This is a genomic window from Cohaesibacter haloalkalitolerans, assembly GCF_003574655.1.
Lineage (GTDB): Bacteria > Pseudomonadota > Alphaproteobacteria > Rhizobiales > Cohaesibacteraceae > Cohaesibacter > Cohaesibacter haloalkalitolerans.
Genome location: NZ_QNUM01000001.1, coordinates 437,227 through 455,853, shown reverse-complemented (window position 1 = coordinate 455,853; position 18,627 = coordinate 437,227). Strand labels below are relative to the sequence as shown.

The window sequence follows — 18,627 nt, the reverse complement described above, 5'->3', positions numbered from 1 at the left end:
CTTGAAGAAAAGTATTCAATCACCAAATATCAATCAACAAGAGAAAGTCAAGACCAAACACAATAGCAAACTTGCAACGAAATGTCCATTTTTCAAATATTGGCATTTCAAATTAAGAAAAGGATAAAAACAATGCAAAACGGTTATGTAAAATCAGCAGTATTGGCAGCAGTTGTCGCAGGCGTTGCTGTAGCCGCACCTCTTTCCAGCGCTTTTGCAGGCGCAGATTTCTCGCAGTCCAAGATCTTGCCAGCTGATCACAACGGCCTGTTCATTGTCGACTACGTCACGTCTTCCCAGAAGGCTGGCGCAAATGCTCCCGTCAGCACCGAACGGGGCAAAGTCAGCAAGGTCGCGCTCGGCACTTCCGCTGATGACTCCAGCACCTTCATCGTCGACTATGTCGTCAATTCCCAGAAAGCTGGCGTAAAGGCTCCTGTTTCCAAGGAAAAGGTCAACCTGAAACTCGGCGTTCCTGCTGACGACAACAGCACCTTCATCGTCGACTATGTCACTGCCGGCTAATGGCCATCAGGCCTTCGGCATCTTGCCCCTTCCCGAACGGCCCAAGGCCAGTGGGAAGAGGTGGTGAAATACCCGGAAGATGATTCTGTAGGTGACCTCATCCTTACAGGCTCATTCCAGTCAAAAGGGGACCGTCTCAGGCGGTCCCCTTTTGTGTGTCTGGCCTCGATCAAGCGCAAACAGGTGCCAAAATCGAACCTTGGCGCTGTATCGCTATCCAGCCTTTCCACCGCACCGCTTGTGTTTGCCATGACAATTCCCCATATCGAATGGGAGCAGGATTTTGCGGGGACCGAAGCATGGCACACAAACATTATTCCGAAGATGACATCGAGCTGCTGCCACCCGAGAAGGCGGCCGAGGATGAACAGGGCCATCGCGACTCGTCCATGGCCAGGAAGGCAGCCAATGTGCGCAAGAAATTCTGGTCGGTCGTGCGCAAGGCTGCGCGACAGGTGCCGATCATCGAAGATGTTGTGGCCGCCTATTATTGTGCGTTTGATCCGCAAACACCGGTCAAGGTCCGCCTGACGCTGATCGGGGCGCTGGCCTACTTCGTGCTGCCATTAGATGCCATCCCCGACATGATCTTCGGCCTCGGCTTTGCCGACGACATTGCCCTGCTCACCTATGTCATCAAGACCGTGCATAGCAACATCACCGACACCCATCGCCTGCGCGCCAAACAGGCCATGGCGGAGCATGACGTCCATGTTGAACGATAGATAAAAACCCCCGTGCCCGGATCATCAAGCCGTGGCGGGCATAGGTCCGCCATCAGGCATCGCCCAAGCCCTGACTACAGGGTGATGACTACCTTGCCCTTTGCCTCCCTGTTGGCAATCGCCCGGATCGCGTCGGGCGTTTCCTCCAACGGATAGCACCGGCCCACATGGGGTTTGAGCTTGCGCTCAGCCACCCACGACATGATCAGCTTCATGTTTTCGCCATGATCTGCCGGTTCCCGCCGGATCGCCTCACCCCAGAAGACCCCGAGCACATCCACGCCCTTGAGCATGACGAGATTGAGCGGCATTTTCGGAATGGTGCCCGAGGCAAAGCCGACAACAAGGAAGCGACCGTACCAGTCTGTCGCCCTCAGGGCCTCCTCCGACAAATCGCCACCGACCGGATCATAAACCACATCGGCTCCGTGGCCATGGGTCATGTCCTTCAGCGTTTCCTTGAGGTCCATGGTCTTGTAATTGATCAGATCATCAGCCCCGTGGGCGGCACAAAGCTGCAGCTTTTCGTCCGACGAGGCACAGGCAATGACCCGCGCGCCCATCAGCTTGCCGATCTCCACCGCAGCCAAGCCGACACCACCAGCAGCCCCGAGCACCGCCAGCGTCTCGCCCGGCTGCATCCGCGCCCGGCTCCGCAGCCCGTAAATGGTTGTGCCATAGGTGATCATCAGACCGGCCGCTTCCTCGAAACCGAGCGGATCGGGCATGGTGATGGCGTCATCAGCAGGAACTACGACATAGTCGCGGGCACCACCCCAGCGAAGATAGCTCAGCGCCTTCTCCCCGACCCGGGAAGAGTCGACATCCTCACCAACCTCTTCGATGATGCCGGAAATCTCACCGGCAGGCGAGAAGGGCAGATCTGGCGTGAACTGGTATTTGTCATGCAGAAGCAGCGTGTCGAAGAAATTGAGCGCTGCCGCCTTGACCCGGATCAGAACCTCGCCCGGCCCGACAGATGGTTTGTCCAGCTCGACCAGTTTCAGATTGTCGACGCCTTCAAAGGCATCGCAAAGTATCGCCCGCATGCTCGGCTCCCCGTTTGTTCAACCACGCTCAAGCCCTACCATGGCAAAGCGCCATCACAAAGGCGCAAAACCCGACAATGAGACGAAAGGAGAGAACGGAGCAGGTCAGCGCACCCGCGCGGGCGCAAAACGATTGCCCGGGACAGCAGGATTTCAAATACCATTTCTTCAACCCAAAATTTCACGATTGCGCTTTTGTCTAGCCCACCGGCCGGAATTTCCCCCCTCTTGCCCCACATGGTTCCCTTTGAAGCAAATCTGGTCTAGAACAGCGCATCCGTACCGGGCCCGCTCGCATGAAAGATCGACCGGCTCTTGCGGACCAGGATTTCAGAAAACAGATCGGAAGACAGGAACGAGATGCGCGGATATTTCGCAGTGGGCGTACAGGGGCTATCCAAAGAGGGCAATTTCGGAAATCTGCTGCGCACGGCACATGCCTTTGGCGCCAGCTTCTTTTTCACGATTGCGGCAGAGCGAACCTTCGCCAAGCCCGGTACGGACACCTCCAACAGCGGCGATCATCTGCCCTATTACCCCTGGGCCAGTGAAGAGGATCTGATCCTGCCGAAGGATTGCCGGCTGGTCGGCGTCGAGCTGACCGATGATGCGGTCGATCTGCCCTCATTCAGGCATCCGACCAAAGCCGCCTATATTCTTGGGCCGGAAAGAGGCAATCTGACCCAGTCGATGCAGGACAAGTGTGAGTTCATCGTCAAGATCCCGACCCGCTTCTGCCTGAATGTGGCAACGGCGGGGGCCATCATCATGTATGATCGTGTCCAGTCCATGGGAGGCTTTACCGACCGGCCGGTTCGCGCCGGAGGTCCCAGGGAACTGAAGGTCCATCAACACGGCCAGCCGAAGTTCCGGGGCGACATTCCGGACGGCCTCAAGGGTTGAAAGATGCGGCAGGGGGCGTATAACGGAACTTTGATGGCGTCGGCAGGACCGAAAGCCGAATGAAGACAAGGCAGTGCCCATCTCTTGCCGCATTTGCATTGAATCTTGCACGTCAACCCATCAGATTCTGGGAATCATGATCAGGAATTGCAGCCGATTTGAAAAAAAGTCAAAAATTGCTGCAGCTTCACGGTTTGGTAACCCTGACTTTGGTAAATGTTAAATGAATGAATTGGAGCCTGTGGCTCCTGTTGGCATCCAGTCGAAAGCGACAGGTAGAGATGAAAAGCGTAAAAATCCTCGGAGCAGCCACCCTTCTCGCACTTTCCGCCACTGCAGCACATGCTCAGGGCGCGGCCACTCGCGTCGAACAATTCAAGGATTGGGGTGCTTATGTTTTCAATGATCCTCAACGCGGCAAGATGTGCTTTGCGGTCAGCCAGCCCAAAGACATGGAGCCAAAGAATGTGAACCGCGACCCCGTTTATTTCTTCGTCACCACGCGTCCGCGCGAAGGTGTTCGCGAGGAAGTCAACGTGATCACCGGCTATCCTTACAAGGAAGGGTCCAAGACCACCATTCAGGTCGGCTCCGACACCTTCTCCCTTTACACCTCGGGAGATGGGGCATGGCTTGAGAATGCGGCTGAAGAAGCGCGTCTGGTCAATGCCATGCGGCGCGGCGCCAGCATGGTCATCAAGGGCACCTCTTCTCGCGGCACTGTGACCGTCGACACCTATTCTCTTTCCGGGATCACGGCCGCAACGCAGAAGGCTCTGGCCGAGTGCCAGTAAGCAAAAACAGCTAAGAAAACCAACAAAAGCGGCTGACAAAGCCGCTTTTTTGCTTTATACACCCGCGAATTCGCCCAGAATTCGAACGGACTGCCCCCTGATGGCCAACAGAGTGTTGGCAAAAGGGCAAGGATCAGGCCACACCCTCATACTGGTTTGGCGTTCCGGAATGGCAGCCTTGAAGGATCACGCCCACCCACCGACAACAGCACCCCAGCGAATGGGAACGTCGGAAAGCGGCAGTGATCGGCCTTGAAAAGAGGAGCCGCAGCAAGGACCTGCGGATAAAAGCCAACATGACCAACCTGTCAGCCGTTGAAACCACACCGGAAGCCACTGTTCCAGGCACCACCTTGGCAGAAACCGCCGCGATCGCCACCAGCCATTCCTACAGCTGGCCTGCGCTCGATCCGGACAAGATGAACCTGGTGGGCATGGACCGCGCCGAGCTTGGCGAAGCCATGCGCCGCATCGGGGTTGCCGATAAACAGATCCGCATGCGTGTCGCCCAGCTCTGGCACTGGATCTATGTGCGCGGAGCAACGTCCTTTGACCAGATGACCAACGTCTCCAAAGATCTGCGCGCCAAGATGGATTTCGTCTACACGATCACCCATCCCGAGCTGGTAGCCGAGCAGATCTCGGTGGATGGCACGCGCAAATGGCTGCTGCGCTTCCCGCCGCGTGGCGCCGGTCGTCCGGTCGAAGTGGAAACCGTCTATATTCCCGACGAGAACCGCGGCACGCTTTGCGTCTCCTCTCAGGTCGGCTGCACGCTCAACTGCACCTTCTGCCACACCGGCACCCAGAAGCTGGTGCGCAACCTCACCGCCGAGGAAATTGTCGCCCAGCTGCGGGTGGCCCGCGAAATGCTCAACGACTTCCCGGAACGGGAACCCGAAACCGGCGCCATCGTTCCCAAGATGGGCCGGTTCGTCTCCAACGTGGTGATGATGGGCATGGGTGAACCGCTCTTCAACTACGATGCCGTCAAGGCCGCGATGCTGATCATGGCCGACGGTGAGGGACTGTCCATCTCCAAGCGCCGCATTACCCTGTCGACCTCCGGTCATGTGCCCAATATCAGGCGCGCCGGTGAGGAAGTCGGCTGCATGTTGGCCATTTCGCTGCACGCCACCAATGACGAACTGCGCGACGAGATCGTGCCGATCAACAAGAAATGGAACCTCAAGGAGCTGCTGGAAGCGTGCCGCACCTATCCCGGGGTGTCCAACGCCAAGCGCATCACCTTTGAATATGTGATGCTGAAGGGTGTCAACGACTCCATTGAGGACGCCCGCAATCTGGTCAAGCTGCTGCGCGGCATTCCAGCCAAGATCAACCTCATTCCGTTCAACCCGTGGCCGGGCAGCAACTATGAATGCTCCGACTGGGACCAGATCGAGGAATTTGCCGATTTCATCAACCGCGCTGGCTACGCCTCACCGGTCCGCACGCCGCGTGGTCGTGACATCTATGCCGCCTGCGGTCAGCTGAAGTCCGAATCCGAACGCCTGCGCAAGGTCGAACGGGAAAAACTGGAAGCCGAGCTGGCAGCACTGGAAAGAATGCGCCTTTCCAATCTTGTCGGCGACGGCTCCAACGACGAAATGGAAGAAGACGAATAGGGCATGAATGGCAGCCCCTGTGGCTGCCTTCACGCCGTTTGATACCTCAAAGCCAAGGAGCCTGAGATGAGCCTGTCCCGCCTGATTGCCCGTATTTTCATGGTGCCGATCGGCCTGTTTCTGGCCATCCTAGCCGCCAGTATCTTCCTTGGCTTTGCCATCAATGCCATGTATCCGGACCCGGCGGTCTATGGTGACCCTGCGGCCGAAAATATCTTTGCCATCTTCTCAGGTTTCGTGCTGGCCTTCCCAATCGGGCATTTCGCCTTCTACCCGGCCATCATGGGGTTGATCGTAGCGGAGATCTTTTCGTGGCGCAGCCTCTGGGTCTATCTTGCCTACGGGCTGGTGCTGTCTCTCTTCATCACCCACGCGCCGGGCGAACCGATTGACGGTCTGGCCATCGGGCTCGACGTCCGGGCCATGGCATCAGGCCTCATCGGCGGCTTTGTCTACTGGCTGATTGCGGGGAGAGGTGCAGGCGTCGTGCGCCGCTCGCTCGACAACCGGCCAAAGAGCCTCTGACCCGCAGTCATTGCAATCTTTTAACACCAAGCCTTCAATCCAAACCATCGGGTTTTATTCCCGCCCGCCCCTACCGGCGAACAGCTCGGCATGCTCGCCGAGCAGCCCGGCCACCCGATCCATCATCAGCCGCACTTCCGGCCGCCTCCGGTCGTCATCATTGACCACGATGTAAAGCCGGGTGGTGAGGTCTTCGATGCAATCACCCTCGCGCACAAGCTCTTGCTGGACATCTCCGATAAAGCAGGGCAGCACCCCGCGCCCCTGCCCGCTGAGAATGAGATGCAGCGCCATATGAGCCTTGTTGGTCCAGCTGTAGATTTCCTGATCATGATGCTCGAACACCCAGCGGTCCGCCGGAAACCGCGACGTCTCCTTGCCAAGTGACACCCATGGCGCATCCACGACCCCGGCAAGCGCCTCGCTCTTGTAGATCGCAAAGCGCATCACCACCGACTGCAGAATGGCATAGTTGCCCGATGTCGGCGGGACGATGGTCACGAATACCAGCCGGTCACGATTGATCAACTGCGTCGTGTCATGAAAATCGGTAAAGCCGACGCGAATGTCTCCCGGTCCCTTGGAAAGGGCATGGGCATGTCTGGCAAAGAACATCGCCATCCATGTATCCCCAGCCACCTCGACAACAGGGTCCTTGAAGGCACCGCCATGCCAGTCGGTGATTTCCGAGGAAATCTTCTGCATCTCGCGGACGCGGGCCAGCAACTTTTCGCCGTCCTTGGCCAGAACATAGCCCCGCCTGCTGCGCTCGAAAAGCAGCCGGTTCATCGTCCGCTCAAGCGCCAGAATGCGCCGCCCGATGGTGGGCGCACTGAGCCCTGTGCGGGCCGCCGCGCCGGACAGGCCACCGCATTCGGCCACAATCAAAAACAGTTTCAGATCGTCCCAACTTGCTTCCATGATGCTTGTTTCCTACACGCAGCATTCCCTTGCAACGCACATGAATGAAAAACGACTTTCAATGCCAAATCTACATCCTCGGCAGCCCCGGTGCTATAGTCGTGACAAGGCCCGACACCGCTGCGCGATTTTCCACCAATCAGCGCTCGGAAACGAAAAGGGCCCATCAGCTATAGACCGCACAAGGCGCCACCCTGATTGCCCCGCACATCAGGGACAGGGCTTTCTTGTGAAAAATCAGGAGTGTAGAGCATGACACACATGCAAACCCTGTTGTTGTGGGATTCTGCAACGAAACATCATCAAGGCAAGACAGATGCCTTCCAGGATCCGTTCGAACGGCCCGAGTGGCAGCCTTTCCTGCCATGGGTCAACATCCTGCATGCCATCACCCGCAAACACTGAGTGATCCCTCGACTGTCAGACCGGACGTGACCGGCGAACCTCCGTCAATCCGGATTTGACATAAAGAGCCGATTGAAAAGGGTCCCCCCCTGATCATCGGCTCTTTTCATATGCGATCCACCAAAGCCCGCCACAACGGCACCCCATCAACGGCCCCCATCAACGACGCGGCAATCGGCAGAGCGTCATTTAAGTTTGGAGGCCGGTTTGGAATTCACATCCACCCTCTTCCTGGTTGAGAGCTTTGTGACGGTTGTTGATGATGTCTTGTTATTGAAAAGCTGGTTGAGGATGGTGCCTTTTTTCTTGTTCTTGTCGACACAATGGGCGCGCACCAGAATACCAGCCTCACTCTTGTAGCGCTCCATCCAGAGGCAGCGCGAGGCCCCCTCGCAGTTCACCTTGCTGAGCCCCAGACAACTGGCAGCCCGTGCCGGAGACCCGGTGGCAATCATCGTCAGCGCCGCAACCATCACACTGGTCTGGACCAAACGGGTCAATCTCGTTCCAACGCTCATCATTGCTCGATCCTTTCCACCGCGTTCAACGCGATCTGGAGATGGAATCACCATCAAAAACCCGGCAGGGACAGTCCTGCACAAAAGCCCCTCGGGTTGCAAGCGAGTCAACGCACTTTAAATTCCACCGAAAATCGGCTAGGCCAGAGGCAGAAGACACCTCAAGGCCCGAACCATGCGCAAAACCCTCGGCAAAGACATGCAAGACCATCCGGTTTTCTGGGCAACCTGGGCCGTTCTGCTGCTATCGGCACTGTTCCTGGTCGTGCCCGAACTGGACCGCTGGACCAGCCGGCTGTTCTATTCCGCTCAGGATGGCTTCTGGCTGAAGAACCATTATGTCCCGCTGCGCCTGCGGGCACTCGGCCTGTTCCTGCCCCGCGCCGCCATCCTTGTGGTCACCGGGCTTCTGGTCGCCCGCCTCTTCTGGCCAGCGCTGCAAAAGCTCTTTGCGCTCCCCACCCTGCTCTATCTTGCGGCCACTGCATTGCTCGGCCCCGGCCTGCTGGTCAACGGCCTGCTCAAGGCCAACTGGGGCCGCGCCCGCCCTGTCCAAACGGATCTGTTTGGCGGCGCATGGCCCTATTCCGAGGTCTGGGTTATCACAGACCATTGCCAGGGCAATTGCTCCTTCGTATCTGGCGAGGCCTCTATGGCCTTCTGGCTGATGGGCCTTGTCCTCGTCTTGCCGCTCGGCTGGCGCAAGGGCGGAGCACTGATCCTTGCTGCGCTGGGCGTGCTCGTCTCGCTCAACCGGATCGCCTTTGGCGGCCATTATCTTTCAGACGTGCTGCTGGCCTGGGCCCTCACCGGCTGGGTGATGGTGGCGCTTTTCCAGCTCATGAGCAAGGCGGGATGGTTCGGCCCCGCAGCGGAAGAACTGGAACAGCACTGGACGGCCGCAGGCAGGCGGATCGCCCGGCACCTTGCCACCCTGTGGCAAAGACGCCCTTTGCGTAGCAGGACCCAGCCCCTTGCGCCCGACAAAAAGGCAGAGCCCAAAAACGCGGCGGATAACTGATCGTTATCAGGAGGAAATTCTCCCCTCTCCCCCTTGCGCAGAATTTTATAGCGCTTATAGTGCCGCCAGACGGAGTTAGAGACGGTTTGTCCTTCACGCGAGGCGGCTGGCTGGCTCGATCCGAAAATTTGTCGCATATTCCCGCCCGAAAAGACTGGTAACCTTTTCCGGAATGTGCTTTTGAAAGCATAGTCTTCCCAATCCCTATGGCGCACTCCCTATTCGCGCCTCCAGATAGTTCAGGTGAAATCGCATGGCGAAAAAAGGCGATATCAAAAAAGTCGTATTGGCCTATTCAGGCGGCCTCGACACGTCGATCATTCTCAAATGGCTGCAGACCGAATATGGCTGCGAAGTGGTAACCTTTACCGCCGACCTCGGTCAGGGCGAAGAGCTGGAACCGGCCCGCAAGAAAGCCGAGATGCTGGGCATCAAGCAGATCTACATCGAAGACGTGCGTGAAGAATTCGTCCGCGACTTCGTCTTCCCGATGTTCCGTGCCAACGCCCTCTATGAAGGCGTCTATCTGCTCGGCACTTCCATCGCCCGCCCGCTGATCTCCAAGCGCCTCGTTGAAATCGCCAAGGAAGTCGGCGCCGACGCCGTTGCCCATGGCGCAACCGGCAAGGGCAACGACCAGGTCCGCTTCGAACTGGCAGCCCGCGCCCTCAACCCGGACATCAAGGTCATCGCCCCTTGGCGCGAATGGGACCTGACCTCGCGCACCAAGCTGCTCGAGTTCGCCGAACAGAACCAGATCCCGATCACCAAGGACAAGCGCGGCGAAGCACCGTTCTCGGTCGACGCCAACCTGCTGCACACCTCCTCTGAGGGCCGCGTGCTGGAAGATCCGTCGATCCCGGCCGAGGAGTATGTCTATTCCCGCACCATCAGCCCGGAAGCTGCCCCGGACGAAGCCACCATCATCGAGATCGGCTTTGAAAAGGGTGACGCTGTTTCCATCAACGGCGAAAAGATGAGCCCGGCCACCATCCTTACCAAGCTCAACGAGCTTGGCCGCGACAACGGCATCGGTCGTCTCGACCTTGTCGAGAACCGCTTCGTCGGCATGAAATCCCGCGGCATCTATGAAACCCCGGGCGGCACCATTCTGCATGCTGCCCATCGCGGCATCGAATCCATCACTCTTGACGGTGGCTCCGCTCACCTCAAGGACAGCATCATGCCGCGCTATGCCGAGCTGATCTACAACGGCTTCTGGTACAGCCCGGAACGCGAAATGCTGCAGGCGCTGATCGACAAGTCCCAGGAATATGTCACCGGCACCGTCAAGCTGAAGCTCTACAAAGGCAATGTCAACGTCATTGCCCGTGACAGCGAATTCAGCCTCTACAGCGAAGACCTCGTCACCTTCGAGGAAGGCGCAATCGACTACGATCATCACGATGCTGCAGGCTTCATCGAGCTGCAGGGCCTGCGTCTTCGGACCATCGGCTATCGCAATCGCAAGGCCAAAGGCTAAGTTGATCGTTCCGAACCGGAATGAGAAAATGGCGGGGTTACAACCTCGCCATTTTTTTATGGTTGAGACAGGTTCGCCTTCTTCGATTTGCACTCGCAAGCCCTGACCGCAGTCCTGTATCCATAAATCCGTCATGTGATTGGGAACCATCCAATGCTTAGAAATATCAATCCGCTGCTGTCTCCGGAGCTTCTTCATATTCTTGCCTCCATGGGGCATGGCGACAATCTGGTCATTGCCGACGCCAACTTCCCCGGCGAACAGATCGCCCGCGCCAACGGCTGCCGTTACGTGCGCCTCGATGGCATTCTGGCGACCGATGTCCTGAAGGCCGTGCTCGAACTGATGCCACTCGATGATTTCGTCAAGGACCCCGCCTATGTCATGGAAATGGTTGGCGACGCAGCCGAGGTTCCCCCGGTCGTGACCGAGTTCCAGACCGTCATCAACGAGGTTGCTGACAACCCGGCCCCCATTTCCGCAATCGAGCGCTTCGCCTTCTACGATCTGTCCAAGCAGTCCTATGCCATCGTCCAGACCGGCGAACGCCGCCTCTATGGCAACATCATCGTCAAGAAGGGCGTTGTCCGGCTCTAGTCGGGACACCCACCCTGCCAGAAGGCCCTCGCCATGGGATGTGGGCCGGTCGACGACAGGACCTCAGGATAAAGGCAGCCTTTGGCATGACGCCGGGCTGCCTTGCCTTTTGACCCAGAAACGAGCAAGACAAGCAAACGGGCAAGACAGGCAAACGGGCAAGACAGGCAAACGGGCAAGACAGGCAAACGGGCAAGACAGGCAAACGGGCAAGACAGGCAAACGGGCAAGACACGCATGAGAGCCGAGACGATTCTGATCAGAGAGCTGAAAGAGCAAGGAACGGTCTCCTCTGCCCATTATTCCCCTTGCGAGACCTATCGCTATGCCCTGACGCGGATCTGGGACGAGGCGGCTCCCAGGCTGTTGTTCATCATGCTCAACCCGTCCACTGCAACCGAGATCAAAAACGACCCGACCATCGAGCGCTGCGAAAGGCGCGCCCGCGCTCTGGGCTATGGCGGCTTCAGGGCCTGCAACCTGTTTGCCTTTCGTGCCACCGACCCGCGGGATCTCAAGCGAGCCAAGGAGCCGATCGGGCCGGAGAACCTTGCAATTCTTCTGCAATCCGCCCGCGAGGCCGACACGATCCTTTGTGCATGGGGAACACACGGCGCCTATCTGGGCATGGGCCCCGCAGTCCAGCGGCTTTTGACGGCGGAGAGCTTGACGTTGCACCATCTCGGCCTGTCCCGAGACAACCACCCCAAGCATCCGCTCTATATCAGCTATCAGACCGCCCTCGAAATCTGGACCCTTGCACAGGCCTCATAGGCGATCGTCTCAGGCAATCTCGACGCTGCGCCTGAAACCGTGGCAGGAGATCATAATTTTTTGGCCACCCCGAGAGGGCGGCAAAGACAGCCAACCTCGGCATTCGCTTCAGCATGACATCCCCGCATCGCTATGCAAGTTCTGCGATTTCAGGTCCCGCGCCGGGCTTCATTCCCCTGTCACAGGGACGCATTATGGAGCTATGCAATAGTGCAACGCAGCCAATATGCCGCTTTTCCTTGCCATCAAGGCTTTTCAACTGGGGAAAATTCGTATAGAGCTTGCGCCAACTTCCTGAATAAGTCGGGCCGCAAGAGGTGCGTCGGCGTTCGCCGAGCCTGTTTGCTGTTGCCCGAACAACTAGAGAAACAGACATGAATCTGCGCAACATTGCGATTATCGCACACGTTGACCACGGCAAGACCACTCTGATCGACGAACTGCTCAAGTCCTCCGGCATGTTCCGGGCCAACCAGCAGACCGAAGAGCGGATGATGGATTCCAACGATATCGAACGTGAGCGCGGTATCACCATTCTGGCCAAGGTCACCTCGCTGGAGCACAACGGCACCCGCATCAACATCGTGGACACTCCGGGCCACGCCGACTTCGGCGGCGAGGTGGAGCGTATCCTCAACATGGTTGATGGCGTGATCGTGCTGGTCGACGCAGCGGAAGGCCCGATGCCCCAGACCAAATTCGTGGTCTCCAAGGCTCTGAACCTCGGCCTGCGCCCGATCGTGGCGATCAACAAGATCGACAAGCCGGAACAGCGTGCCCATGAAGTGCTGGACGAAGTATTCGACCTGTTCGCCAATCTGGACGCCGACGAGCACCAGCTCGACTTCCCGGTTCTTTACGGCTCGGCCAAGAATGGCTGGATGTCGACCGACCCGGACGGCCCGAAAGACAGCCTTGAGCCACTGTTCGACATGGTCATCAAGCATGTACCGGCCCCCAAGGTGGAAGAAGGCGAGTTCCGCATGCTTGCCACCACCATTCAGGCCGACAACTTCCTTGGCCGCATCCTGACCGGCCGCATCCTCGCTGGTGAAGTCACCCCGAACATGGCCATCAAGGCCCTGTCCCGCGATGGCAAGCTGATCGAGCAGGGCCGCGTCTCCAAGATCCTCGCTTTCCGTGGCCTCGAACGCGCAGCCATCGAAAAGGGTGAAGCAGGCGACATCGTCTCCATCGCCGGTCTGCAGAAGGCAACCGTGGCAGACACCCTCTGCGCACCATCCGTCAGCCAAGCCATTCAGGCCCAGCCGATCGACCCGCCGACCCTGTCCATGACCTTCCGCGTCAACGACAGCCCGCTCGCAGGACAGGAAGGCGACAAGGTTCAGAGCCGCGTCATCCGCTCCCGTCTGTTTGCAGAAGCCGAAGGCAACGTTGCCCTGAAGGTGGAAGAAGCCCAGGGCACCGATGCCTTCATCGTCTCCGGTCGTGGCGAGCTGATGCTCTCCATTCTCATCGAGAACATGCGCCGCGAAGGCTTCGAGCTGGGCGTCGGGCGTCCTCAGGTGGTGATGCAGAAGGACGAAAAAGGCAAGATGCTGGAACCGATCGAGGAAGTCACCATCGACGTCGATGATGAATTCTCCGGCATCGTTGTCCAGAAGATGCAGGAACGCAAGGCCGACATGATCGAGATGCGTCCGTCCGGCGGTGGCCGCACCCGCCTTGTCTTCCACGCTCCGACCCGTGGCCTCATCGGCTATCAGTCAGAGCTGTTGAGCGACACCCGCGGCACGGCCATTCTCAACCGTCTGTTCCATGCCTATGCACCGCACAAGGGTGACATCGCATCGCGTAACACCGGTGTGCTGCTCTCCAACGGCGCAGGCGAGGCAGTTGCCTATGCCCTGTGGCAGCTGGAAGATCGCGGCCCGATGATGATCACCCCGGGCACCAAGGTGTATGAAGGCATGATCGTTGGTGAACACACCCGCGGCAACGACCTCGACATCAACGTGCTCAAGGGCAAGCAGCTGACCAACATCCGCTCGGCAGGCAAGGACGACGCCATCAAGCTGACCACGCCGCTGAAGCTGAGCCTTGAGGCAGCCCTGTCCTACATCGCCGATGACGAACTGGTGGAAGTGACGCCAAAGTCGATCCGTCTGCGCAAGATCCTGCTGGATCCGAATGATCGCAAACGGGCCGTGCGCGCCTCCAAGAAAACCGCCTAAGACGTTTGCTGATCCGATACAAAAAGCCGCTCCGGTCACCCCGCAGCGGCTTTTTCATTGGTGGCTTCTACCAGGTCCCACCCAGAAAGCAGTCATTGGCATCAACCGCCAGATGGAACAGCGCCCCCACACCAAAGGCCCGCGCCCGCCAGTCCGGCACCAGCACAAGACCGACATAGACCAGCCCAGCCCACAGCGTATGCAGGGGATGGAAGCCGATGCTGCAGCGGTTTGGGTCAAAGATCGGATCGGCCAGCAGATGGTCAACATCGATCACGATCGTTGCAACCATGACAAGCGCTGCCTTCAGCCAGATCTCTCTTGGAAAGACGAGACGCGCTATGACGAAGGGAACCAGAAAGTGCCCGGAATAATGCACGAGGGTGCGGAGAATCTCATGGCCCAACACGATCGGTCATTCCTCTTCGCCCCTGCGGGCCGTTCCTGCGCCCCGTCGCGGGGCCATGCACGCATGCAAAGGGGCCCGGCAGTGCTGAGCCCCCGCATTGTTTCGGATATCAACGACGCAAGCCGACCTCAGCCCCATGGTCCGGACTGATCCGGCTCGTCATGGTGCGATGGTCGCGATGAACGCGACTGGCCGCCGCCACTCCACGGCCCGTCAGAGCCAGCATCGTCCCGCATCTGGCTGCGGCGCTGATTGGCACCCAGCGTGCCACCGGTGCTGACCTTGAGCGGCCCCTGACCGCCGTACCATTCCGCCTGCAGGGCCTGCAGCGCATCAATGCGGTTCTGGGTGTCCGGGTGGGTCGAAAAGAGATTGTCCATCTTCTGCCCCGAAAGCGGGTTGATGATGAACATATGCGCGGTTTCCGGATGTTGTTCGGCGGTCACGTTGGCGGTGCGACCGGCTGCGTTGGCGATCTTGGCCAGCGCCGAGGCAAGCCACATCGGCTGACCGCAGATTTCGGCACCGGTCTTGTCGGCCTCATATTCCCGCGTCCGGCTGATCGCCATCTGCACGATGGAGGCAGCCAGCGGAGCCAGAATCATGATGGCAATCGTGCCAATAATGCCGCCCCTCTCCCTGTTGCCGCCAAAGAACATCGCAAAGTTGGCAAGCATGGAAATCGCACCGGCAAAGGTCGCCGTCACGGTCATGGTCAGAATGTCGTAATTCTTGATGTGGGCCAGCTCGTGGGCCATCACACCGGCCACCTCTTCATAGGAGAGCCGGTTGAGAAGACCTGTCGAGGCAGCCACAGCGGCATGCTGCGGATTGCGCCCCGTGGCAAAGGCGTTAGGCTGATCGGAATCGATGACATAGACGCGCGGCATCGGCAGCCCGGCAGACTGCGCCAGCTTCTCGACAATCTCGTAATATTCCGGGGCCGAGCGAGCATCCACCTCCATGGCGTTATGCATCCTCAGCACCATCTTGTCCGAATTCCAGTAGCTGAACGCATTCATGCCCAGCGCAAAGATGAAGGCAATCATCATGCCCCCCGAGCCACCGAGCAAATAGCCGATGGCCATGAACAGGCCTGTCATGGCGGCCAGCAAGAGTGTGGTACGGAAGAAATTCATGCCAGATCTATCCTTCTTTATGGCTCTGAGCGATTGGATCGCATTTCATTATCCTATATGGTGCCACCCGAGACCCATTTTCAAGACAGGAAAGCAAGGGAGCAGATAAATGGCAGACGAAGCCCCGAAAAGACAGACGGTTGACGTCAACTCCCCTCAGTTCAAGAGCACGGAAGAACGTGTGGCCGAAACGGCCAAACCGAAGGAAGAAACACCACGGCGCAAGTTTGAGGATCTGCCCCCCGCAGCCCAACGCGCGCTGATGGAGGCGGAAGAACGCCGCAGGGAACGCGACGCCCTGAAGGTGAGCGCGGACCGGCCCAAGGAATTCAATGGTCGTGGCGGTCTCGACCCGTCCCGCTATGATGACTATGAAATCGACGGCCGCGCCATCGACTTCTGATCCGGCCATCTCCAATGGAAAAGGGCGAACGGCCATGCCGCTCGCCCTTTCTTGTTGCATCGGACATTTTCGACCGACCGATTACAGGTCGGATGATTTCTTCCAGATATTAATGTTCTCTTCCTGCGCATAGAGATCGATTTCAGCCAGTTCCTCTGCCGTGAAGTCAAGATTTTTCACCGCAGCGGCACAATCGACGATCTGCTCGGCACGCGACGCACCGATCAGCGCCGTGGTGATGCCCTCGTCGCGCAGCACCCAGGCAATGGCCATCTGGGCCAGCGTCTGACCACGGCGAGCCGCGATCTCGTTGAGTTTCTTGAGATGCTCGACAGCCCGATCGGTGATCATTTCCTTCTTGAGGAACCGACCGGCAGCGGCGCGGGAATCAGCCGGAATGCCATTGAGATACTTGTTCGACAGCATTCCCTGCGCCAGTGGCGTAAAGGCGATGGAGCCGACACCAAGTTCCTTCAACGTATCTTTCAAGCCGTCCTTTTCCACCCAGCGGTTGAGCATGTTGTAGCTCGGCTGATGGATGAGACAAGGCGTACCAAGCTCATTGAGGATCTTCACCGCTTCCCGCGTGCGCTGGGAGTTGTAGGACGAGATACCCACGTAAAGGGCCTTGCCCTGACGGACCAGCGTGTCAAGCGCCCCCATGGTTTCTTCCAGCGGCGTGTTGGGATCGAAACGATGGGAATAGAAGATGTCGACATAGTCGAGTCCCATGCGTTTCAACGACTGGTCGCAGGATGCAATCAGATATTTCCGGCTGCCCCATTCACCATAAGGCCCCGGCCACATTTCATAGCCCGCCTTGGAGGAAATGATCAGCTCATCGCGATACGGTTTGAAATCGGTCCTGAGGATATCCCCGAAGGCTTCTTCGGCTGCGCCCGGAAGCGGGCCATAGTTGTTGGCCAGATCGAAATGGGTGATCCCCAGATCAAAGGCCGTCCGACACATGGCCTGCTTGGTGAAATGCGGTGTGTCATAACCAAAATTGTGCCAAAGCCCCAGCGAGACCGCTGGCAGCTTGAGCCCCGACTTGCCACACCGGCGATAGGGCATGGTGTCGTAACGGGTTTCAGACGCAATATATGTCACAGTGATACCTCCAACGTTAAATTTCCTTGCGGCTTCCATCGATTGGCGCTTGCCAAACCATTCGGAAGCCAACAAAATTTGTCTCTCTCAATATCCGCACCAGCCGCACCCGGCTTGCGGAAAGGTCACCCCCGCCTGAACGAGGATAGAATGCGAAACATGCTTCTGACATGGCAGTTCTGGGCCATCCTGTCGGCCTGCTTTGCCGCCCTGACGGCCATTTTTGCCAAGGTTGGCGTCTCCGGCATTGGCTCGGACTTCGCCACCTTCATTCGCACGATCGTGATTCTCTTCACCCTTGCGGCGATTCTCAGCGCAACCGGCGGCTGGGAAAGCCTTTCGGTGCTTTCGGCAAGGTCTGGCCTGTTTCTCGTCCTTTCCGGCCTTGCCACTGGTGCCTCATGGATCTGCTATTTCCGGGCTCTCAAGATCGGCCATGCCTCGCAGGTTGCGCCCATTGACAAGATGAGCGTTGTGCTGGTGGCCATCTTCGGTGCCCTGTTCCTTGGTGAGCATCTCTCTCTTGGCGGCTGGCTCGGTGTCGGCTTCATCGCCGTTGGCGCCACGCTCGTCGCCCTGTTCTAGTTCCCCTCAGCAGCCGTGACTGCAATCATAGGCGTTGACTGCCGGGCTTTGCCAGCCCTCAAGCCGCCCGGCCAGCGGTTTATAAACCTCCATCTTCAACGGATAGCATTGGGCCGCGTCGCTGGAATGCTCGGATGAACAATCCCCGCCCGGACAGGCGCTCTGCACCGCCAGAAGATCAATCTCGGCAAACAGCCCCAGAGTGTCACCGGGCCGCACCGGACTTGCCTTCATGAAATATTGCCCCGTGTCGCGGGTGAACCCGGTGCACATGAAGACATTGAGCACGTCGTGAATATATTTCTCCGCCTCGGGCAGGCTGAGATTGCGCGCCCGGGCCAGCGCCCGCGTCAGGTTCGAATGGCAGCAATGGTGATAGTCCACCCCGTTGAGAACGCGCCCCGTATAAGGGTCGCAGCGGGTGCCGATCACATCATGCACAGAGCCGCCATACTGATCGATGCCATACCATGACAGCGTATCCTCGATAACGGTTGCCATCGGCCGCATATAGGGGAAGCTCGACCACAGCTGATCACCAATGGTCACGTGGGTGCCGTGAAGGGCGCGGGTCTTGCCCGAATAGAAGCGTTCATCGAGATTGGCGCTGTTGAACAGGTCAAGGTCCCCCACCTGAGGCCCTTCCGGGCAGATGATACGCAGCAGATGACCGGCTGGCACCTCGATGCTGGCAGCATCCCGCGGCGGGATGATCACCTCGTCGACCTTCTCTGCCCCCTCAAAGGCGGCCTGATAAAGGGCAACATCGGGGCGGGGCAGCGTTTCGGTCGGATAGCAGATAACCGGCTTGATGGCACGACGCACGTCTGCGTCGGCAGGAGGAACAGATATGGTCATTGGGAATCTCGGATCTGGAAGGATTTGTTTTTGCCAGTCTGACAGAAAACAACCAAGGCG

At 58.4% G+C, this 18,627-nt stretch carries 21 protein-coding genes; 14 read left to right on the top strand and 7 right to left on the bottom strand.

Features of this window, described 5'->3' with window-relative positions; all coding sequences use genetic code 11:
- The first annotated feature begins 132 nt into the window (after window positions 1–132).
- Window positions 133–525, top strand: coding sequence for a hypothetical protein (locus tag DSL70_RS02095; protein ID WP_162916284.1), 393 nt, complete (start codon window positions 133–135; stop codon window positions 523–525).
- Window positions 526–914: 389 nt separating this feature from the next.
- Complete coding sequence (locus DSL70_RS02090; RefSeq protein ID WP_119306588.1) at window positions 915–1,250, top strand: YkvA family protein; 336 nt, start codon at window positions 915–917, stop codon at window positions 1,248–1,250.
- 74 nt (window positions 1,251–1,324) lie between these two features.
- On the opposite strand, the gene DSL70_RS02085 is transcribed toward DSL70_RS02090, so the two are convergent.
- Window positions 1,325–2,299 (bottom strand): NADPH:quinone oxidoreductase family protein, encoded by a 975-nt coding sequence (locus DSL70_RS02085; RefSeq protein WP_119306213.1) that lies wholly within the window; start codon window positions 2,297–2,299, stop codon window positions 1,325–1,327.
- Window positions 2,300–2,659: 360 nt separating this feature from the next.
- Between DSL70_RS02085 and DSL70_RS02080 the strand changes: the two genes are divergently transcribed.
- The 4 genes from DSL70_RS02080 (at window position 2,660) to DSL70_RS02065 (ending at window position 6,149) form a co-directional block, all read left to right on the top strand.
- Entirely contained in the window at window positions 2,660–3,202 is a 543-nt protein-coding gene (locus DSL70_RS02080) for an RNA methyltransferase (protein WP_119306212.1), read from the top strand.
- 281 nt (window positions 3,203–3,483) lie between these two features.
- Complete coding sequence (locus DSL70_RS02075; RefSeq protein WP_119306211.1) at window positions 3,484–3,996, top strand: invasion associated locus B family protein; 513 nt, start codon at window positions 3,484–3,486, stop codon at window positions 3,994–3,996.
- Between the two features lie 371 nt (window positions 3,997–4,367).
- A complete protein-coding gene (gene rlmN, locus DSL70_RS02070; RefSeq protein WP_342635280.1) occupies window positions 4,368–5,624 on the top strand; it encodes a dual-specificity RNA methyltransferase RlmN in 1,257 nt (418 codons plus the stop codon).
- A gap of 66 nt (window positions 5,625–5,690) precedes the next feature.
- Window positions 5,691–6,149, top strand: coding sequence for a hypothetical protein (locus DSL70_RS02065; RefSeq protein ID WP_119306210.1), 459 nt, complete (start codon window positions 5,691–5,693; stop codon window positions 6,147–6,149).
- A gap of 54 nt (window positions 6,150–6,203) precedes the next feature.
- Here DSL70_RS02065 and DSL70_RS02060 read toward each other — a convergent pair whose 3' ends face one another.
- Complete coding sequence (locus tag DSL70_RS02060) at window positions 6,204–7,070, bottom strand: LysR family transcriptional regulator (protein ID WP_119306209.1); 867 nt, start codon at window positions 7,068–7,070, stop codon at window positions 6,204–6,206.
- Window positions 7,071–7,322: 252 nt separating this feature from the next.
- On the opposite strand from DSL70_RS02060, the gene DSL70_RS22145 reads away from it, so the two are divergent.
- Window positions 7,323–7,475, top strand: coding sequence for a hypothetical protein (locus DSL70_RS22145; protein WP_162916283.1), 153 nt, complete (start codon window positions 7,323–7,325; stop codon window positions 7,473–7,475).
- A 185-nt stretch (window positions 7,476–7,660) separates the two neighbouring features.
- Here DSL70_RS22145 and DSL70_RS02055 read toward each other — a convergent pair whose 3' ends face one another.
- Window positions 7,661–7,996 carry a hypothetical protein gene (locus DSL70_RS02055; RefSeq protein WP_119306208.1) on the bottom strand — a complete coding sequence of 112 codons (336 nt, stop codon included), beginning with the start codon at window positions 7,994–7,996 and terminating at the stop codon, window positions 7,661–7,663.
- Window positions 7,997–8,168: 172 nt separating this feature from the next.
- Between DSL70_RS02055 and DSL70_RS02050 the strand changes: the two genes are divergently transcribed.
- The 5 genes from DSL70_RS02050 (at window position 8,169) to typA (ending at window position 14,063) form a co-directional block, all read left to right on the top strand.
- Window positions 8,169–9,014, top strand: a complete 846-nt coding sequence (locus DSL70_RS02050) for a phosphatase PAP2 family protein (protein ID WP_119306207.1) — start codon at window positions 8,169–8,171, stop codon at window positions 9,012–9,014.
- A 253-nt stretch (window positions 9,015–9,267) separates the two neighbouring features.
- Window positions 9,268–10,497 carry an argininosuccinate synthase gene (locus DSL70_RS02045; protein WP_119306206.1) on the top strand — a complete coding sequence of 410 codons (1,230 nt, stop codon included), beginning with the start codon at window positions 9,268–9,270 and terminating at the stop codon, window positions 10,495–10,497.
- 153 nt (window positions 10,498–10,650) lie between these two features.
- Entirely contained in the window at window positions 10,651–11,094 is a 444-nt protein-coding gene (locus DSL70_RS02040; protein WP_119306205.1) for an RbsD/FucU family protein, read from the top strand.
- Window positions 11,095–11,331: 237 nt separating this feature from the next.
- Complete coding sequence (locus DSL70_RS02035) at window positions 11,332–11,868, top strand: DUF1643 domain-containing protein (protein WP_119306204.1); 537 nt, start codon at window positions 11,332–11,334, stop codon at window positions 11,866–11,868.
- A 374-nt stretch (window positions 11,869–12,242) separates the two neighbouring features.
- Window positions 12,243–14,063: a translational GTPase TypA gene (gene typA, locus DSL70_RS02030; protein ID WP_119306203.1), complete on the top strand. Its 1,821-nt coding sequence runs from the start codon at window positions 12,243–12,245 to the stop codon at window positions 14,061–14,063.
- A 67-nt stretch (window positions 14,064–14,130) separates the two neighbouring features.
- Here typA and DSL70_RS02025 read toward each other — a convergent pair whose 3' ends face one another.
- Together DSL70_RS02025 and htpX are read right to left on the bottom strand one after the other, a co-directional pair.
- Complete coding sequence (locus DSL70_RS02025) at window positions 14,131–14,472, bottom strand: DUF6122 family protein (protein ID WP_245418065.1); 342 nt, start codon at window positions 14,470–14,472, stop codon at window positions 14,131–14,133.
- A 128-nt stretch (window positions 14,473–14,600) separates the two neighbouring features.
- Window positions 14,601–15,611, bottom strand: coding sequence for a zinc metalloprotease HtpX (htpX, locus tag DSL70_RS02020; RefSeq protein ID WP_119306201.1), 1,011 nt, complete (start codon window positions 15,609–15,611; stop codon window positions 14,601–14,603).
- 109 nt (window positions 15,612–15,720) lie between these two features.
- On the opposite strand from htpX, the gene DSL70_RS02015 reads away from it, so the two are divergent.
- On the top strand, window positions 15,721–16,014 hold the full coding sequence (locus tag DSL70_RS02015; RefSeq protein WP_119306200.1) for a DUF1674 domain-containing protein: 294 nt from the start codon (window positions 15,721–15,723) through the stop codon (window positions 16,012–16,014).
- Window positions 16,015–16,095: 81 nt separating this feature from the next.
- Here the strand turns inward: DSL70_RS02015 and mgrA are convergent, their stop codons facing one another.
- A complete protein-coding gene (mgrA, locus tag DSL70_RS02010) occupies window positions 16,096–17,124 on the bottom strand; it encodes an L-glyceraldehyde 3-phosphate reductase (RefSeq protein ID WP_119306586.1) in 1,029 nt (342 codons plus the stop codon).
- Between the two features lie 150 nt (window positions 17,125–17,274).
- Between mgrA and DSL70_RS02005 the strand changes: the two genes are divergently transcribed.
- Window positions 17,275–17,709, top strand: coding sequence for an EamA family transporter (locus DSL70_RS02005; protein WP_119306199.1), 435 nt, complete (start codon window positions 17,275–17,277; stop codon window positions 17,707–17,709).
- A 6-nt stretch (window positions 17,710–17,715) separates the two neighbouring features.
- On the opposite strand, the gene DSL70_RS02000 is transcribed toward DSL70_RS02005, so the two are convergent.
- Window positions 17,716–18,567 carry an urea carboxylase-associated family protein gene (locus tag DSL70_RS02000; protein WP_119306198.1) on the bottom strand — a complete coding sequence of 284 codons (852 nt, stop codon included), beginning with the start codon at window positions 18,565–18,567 and terminating at the stop codon, window positions 17,716–17,718.
- Window positions 18,568–18,627 lie beyond the last annotated feature (60 nt).

What these genes read in the sequence shown, in the direction of transcription:
- DSL70_RS02095 (WP_162916284.1), top strand. Translation starts at nt 133, where the DNA reads ATGCAAAACGGTTATGTAAAATCAGCAGTATTGGCAGCAGTTGTCGCA.
- DSL70_RS02090 (WP_119306588.1), top strand. Translation starts at nt 915, where the DNA reads ATGGCCAGGAAGGCAGCCAATGTGCGCAAGAAATTCTGGTCGGTCGTG.
- DSL70_RS02085 (WP_119306213.1), bottom strand. Translation starts at nt 2,299, where the DNA reads ATGCGGGCGATACTTTGCGATGCCTTTGAAGGCGTCGACAATCTGAAA.
- DSL70_RS02080 (WP_119306212.1), top strand. Translation starts at nt 2,660, where the DNA reads ATGCGCGGATATTTCGCAGTGGGCGTACAGGGGCTATCCAAAGAGGGC.
- DSL70_RS02075 (WP_119306211.1), top strand. Translation starts at nt 3,484, where the DNA reads ATGAAAAGCGTAAAAATCCTCGGAGCAGCCACCCTTCTCGCACTTTCC.
- DSL70_RS02065 (WP_119306210.1), top strand. Translation starts at nt 5,691, where the DNA reads ATGAGCCTGTCCCGCCTGATTGCCCGTATTTTCATGGTGCCGATCGGC.
- DSL70_RS02060 (WP_119306209.1), bottom strand. Translation starts at nt 7,070, where the DNA reads ATGGAAGCAAGTTGGGACGATCTGAAACTGTTTTTGATTGTGGCCGAA.
- DSL70_RS22145 (WP_162916283.1), top strand. Translation starts at nt 7,323, where the DNA reads ATGACACACATGCAAACCCTGTTGTTGTGGGATTCTGCAACGAAACAT.
- DSL70_RS02055 (WP_119306208.1), bottom strand. Translation starts at nt 7,996, where the DNA reads ATGATGAGCGTTGGAACGAGATTGACCCGTTTGGTCCAGACCAGTGTG.
- DSL70_RS02050 (WP_119306207.1), top strand. Translation starts at nt 8,169, where the DNA reads ATGCGCAAAACCCTCGGCAAAGACATGCAAGACCATCCGGTTTTCTGG.
- DSL70_RS02045 (WP_119306206.1), top strand. Translation starts at nt 9,268, where the DNA reads ATGGCGAAAAAAGGCGATATCAAAAAAGTCGTATTGGCCTATTCAGGC.
- DSL70_RS02040 (WP_119306205.1), top strand. Translation starts at nt 10,651, where the DNA reads ATGCTTAGAAATATCAATCCGCTGCTGTCTCCGGAGCTTCTTCATATT.
- DSL70_RS02035 (WP_119306204.1), top strand. Translation starts at nt 11,332, where the DNA reads ATGAGAGCCGAGACGATTCTGATCAGAGAGCTGAAAGAGCAAGGAACG.
- typA (WP_119306203.1), top strand. Translation starts at nt 12,243, where the DNA reads ATGAATCTGCGCAACATTGCGATTATCGCACACGTTGACCACGGCAAG.
- htpX (WP_119306201.1), bottom strand. Translation starts at nt 15,611, where the DNA reads ATGAATTTCTTCCGTACCACACTCTTGCTGGCCGCCATGACAGGCCTG.
- DSL70_RS02015 (WP_119306200.1), top strand. Translation starts at nt 15,721, where the DNA reads ATGGCAGACGAAGCCCCGAAAAGACAGACGGTTGACGTCAACTCCCCT.
- DSL70_RS02005 (WP_119306199.1), top strand. Translation starts at nt 17,275, where the DNA reads ATGCGAAACATGCTTCTGACATGGCAGTTCTGGGCCATCCTGTCGGCC.
- DSL70_RS02000 (WP_119306198.1), bottom strand. Translation starts at nt 18,567, where the DNA reads ATGACCATATCTGTTCCTCCTGCCGACGCAGACGTGCGTCGTGCCATC.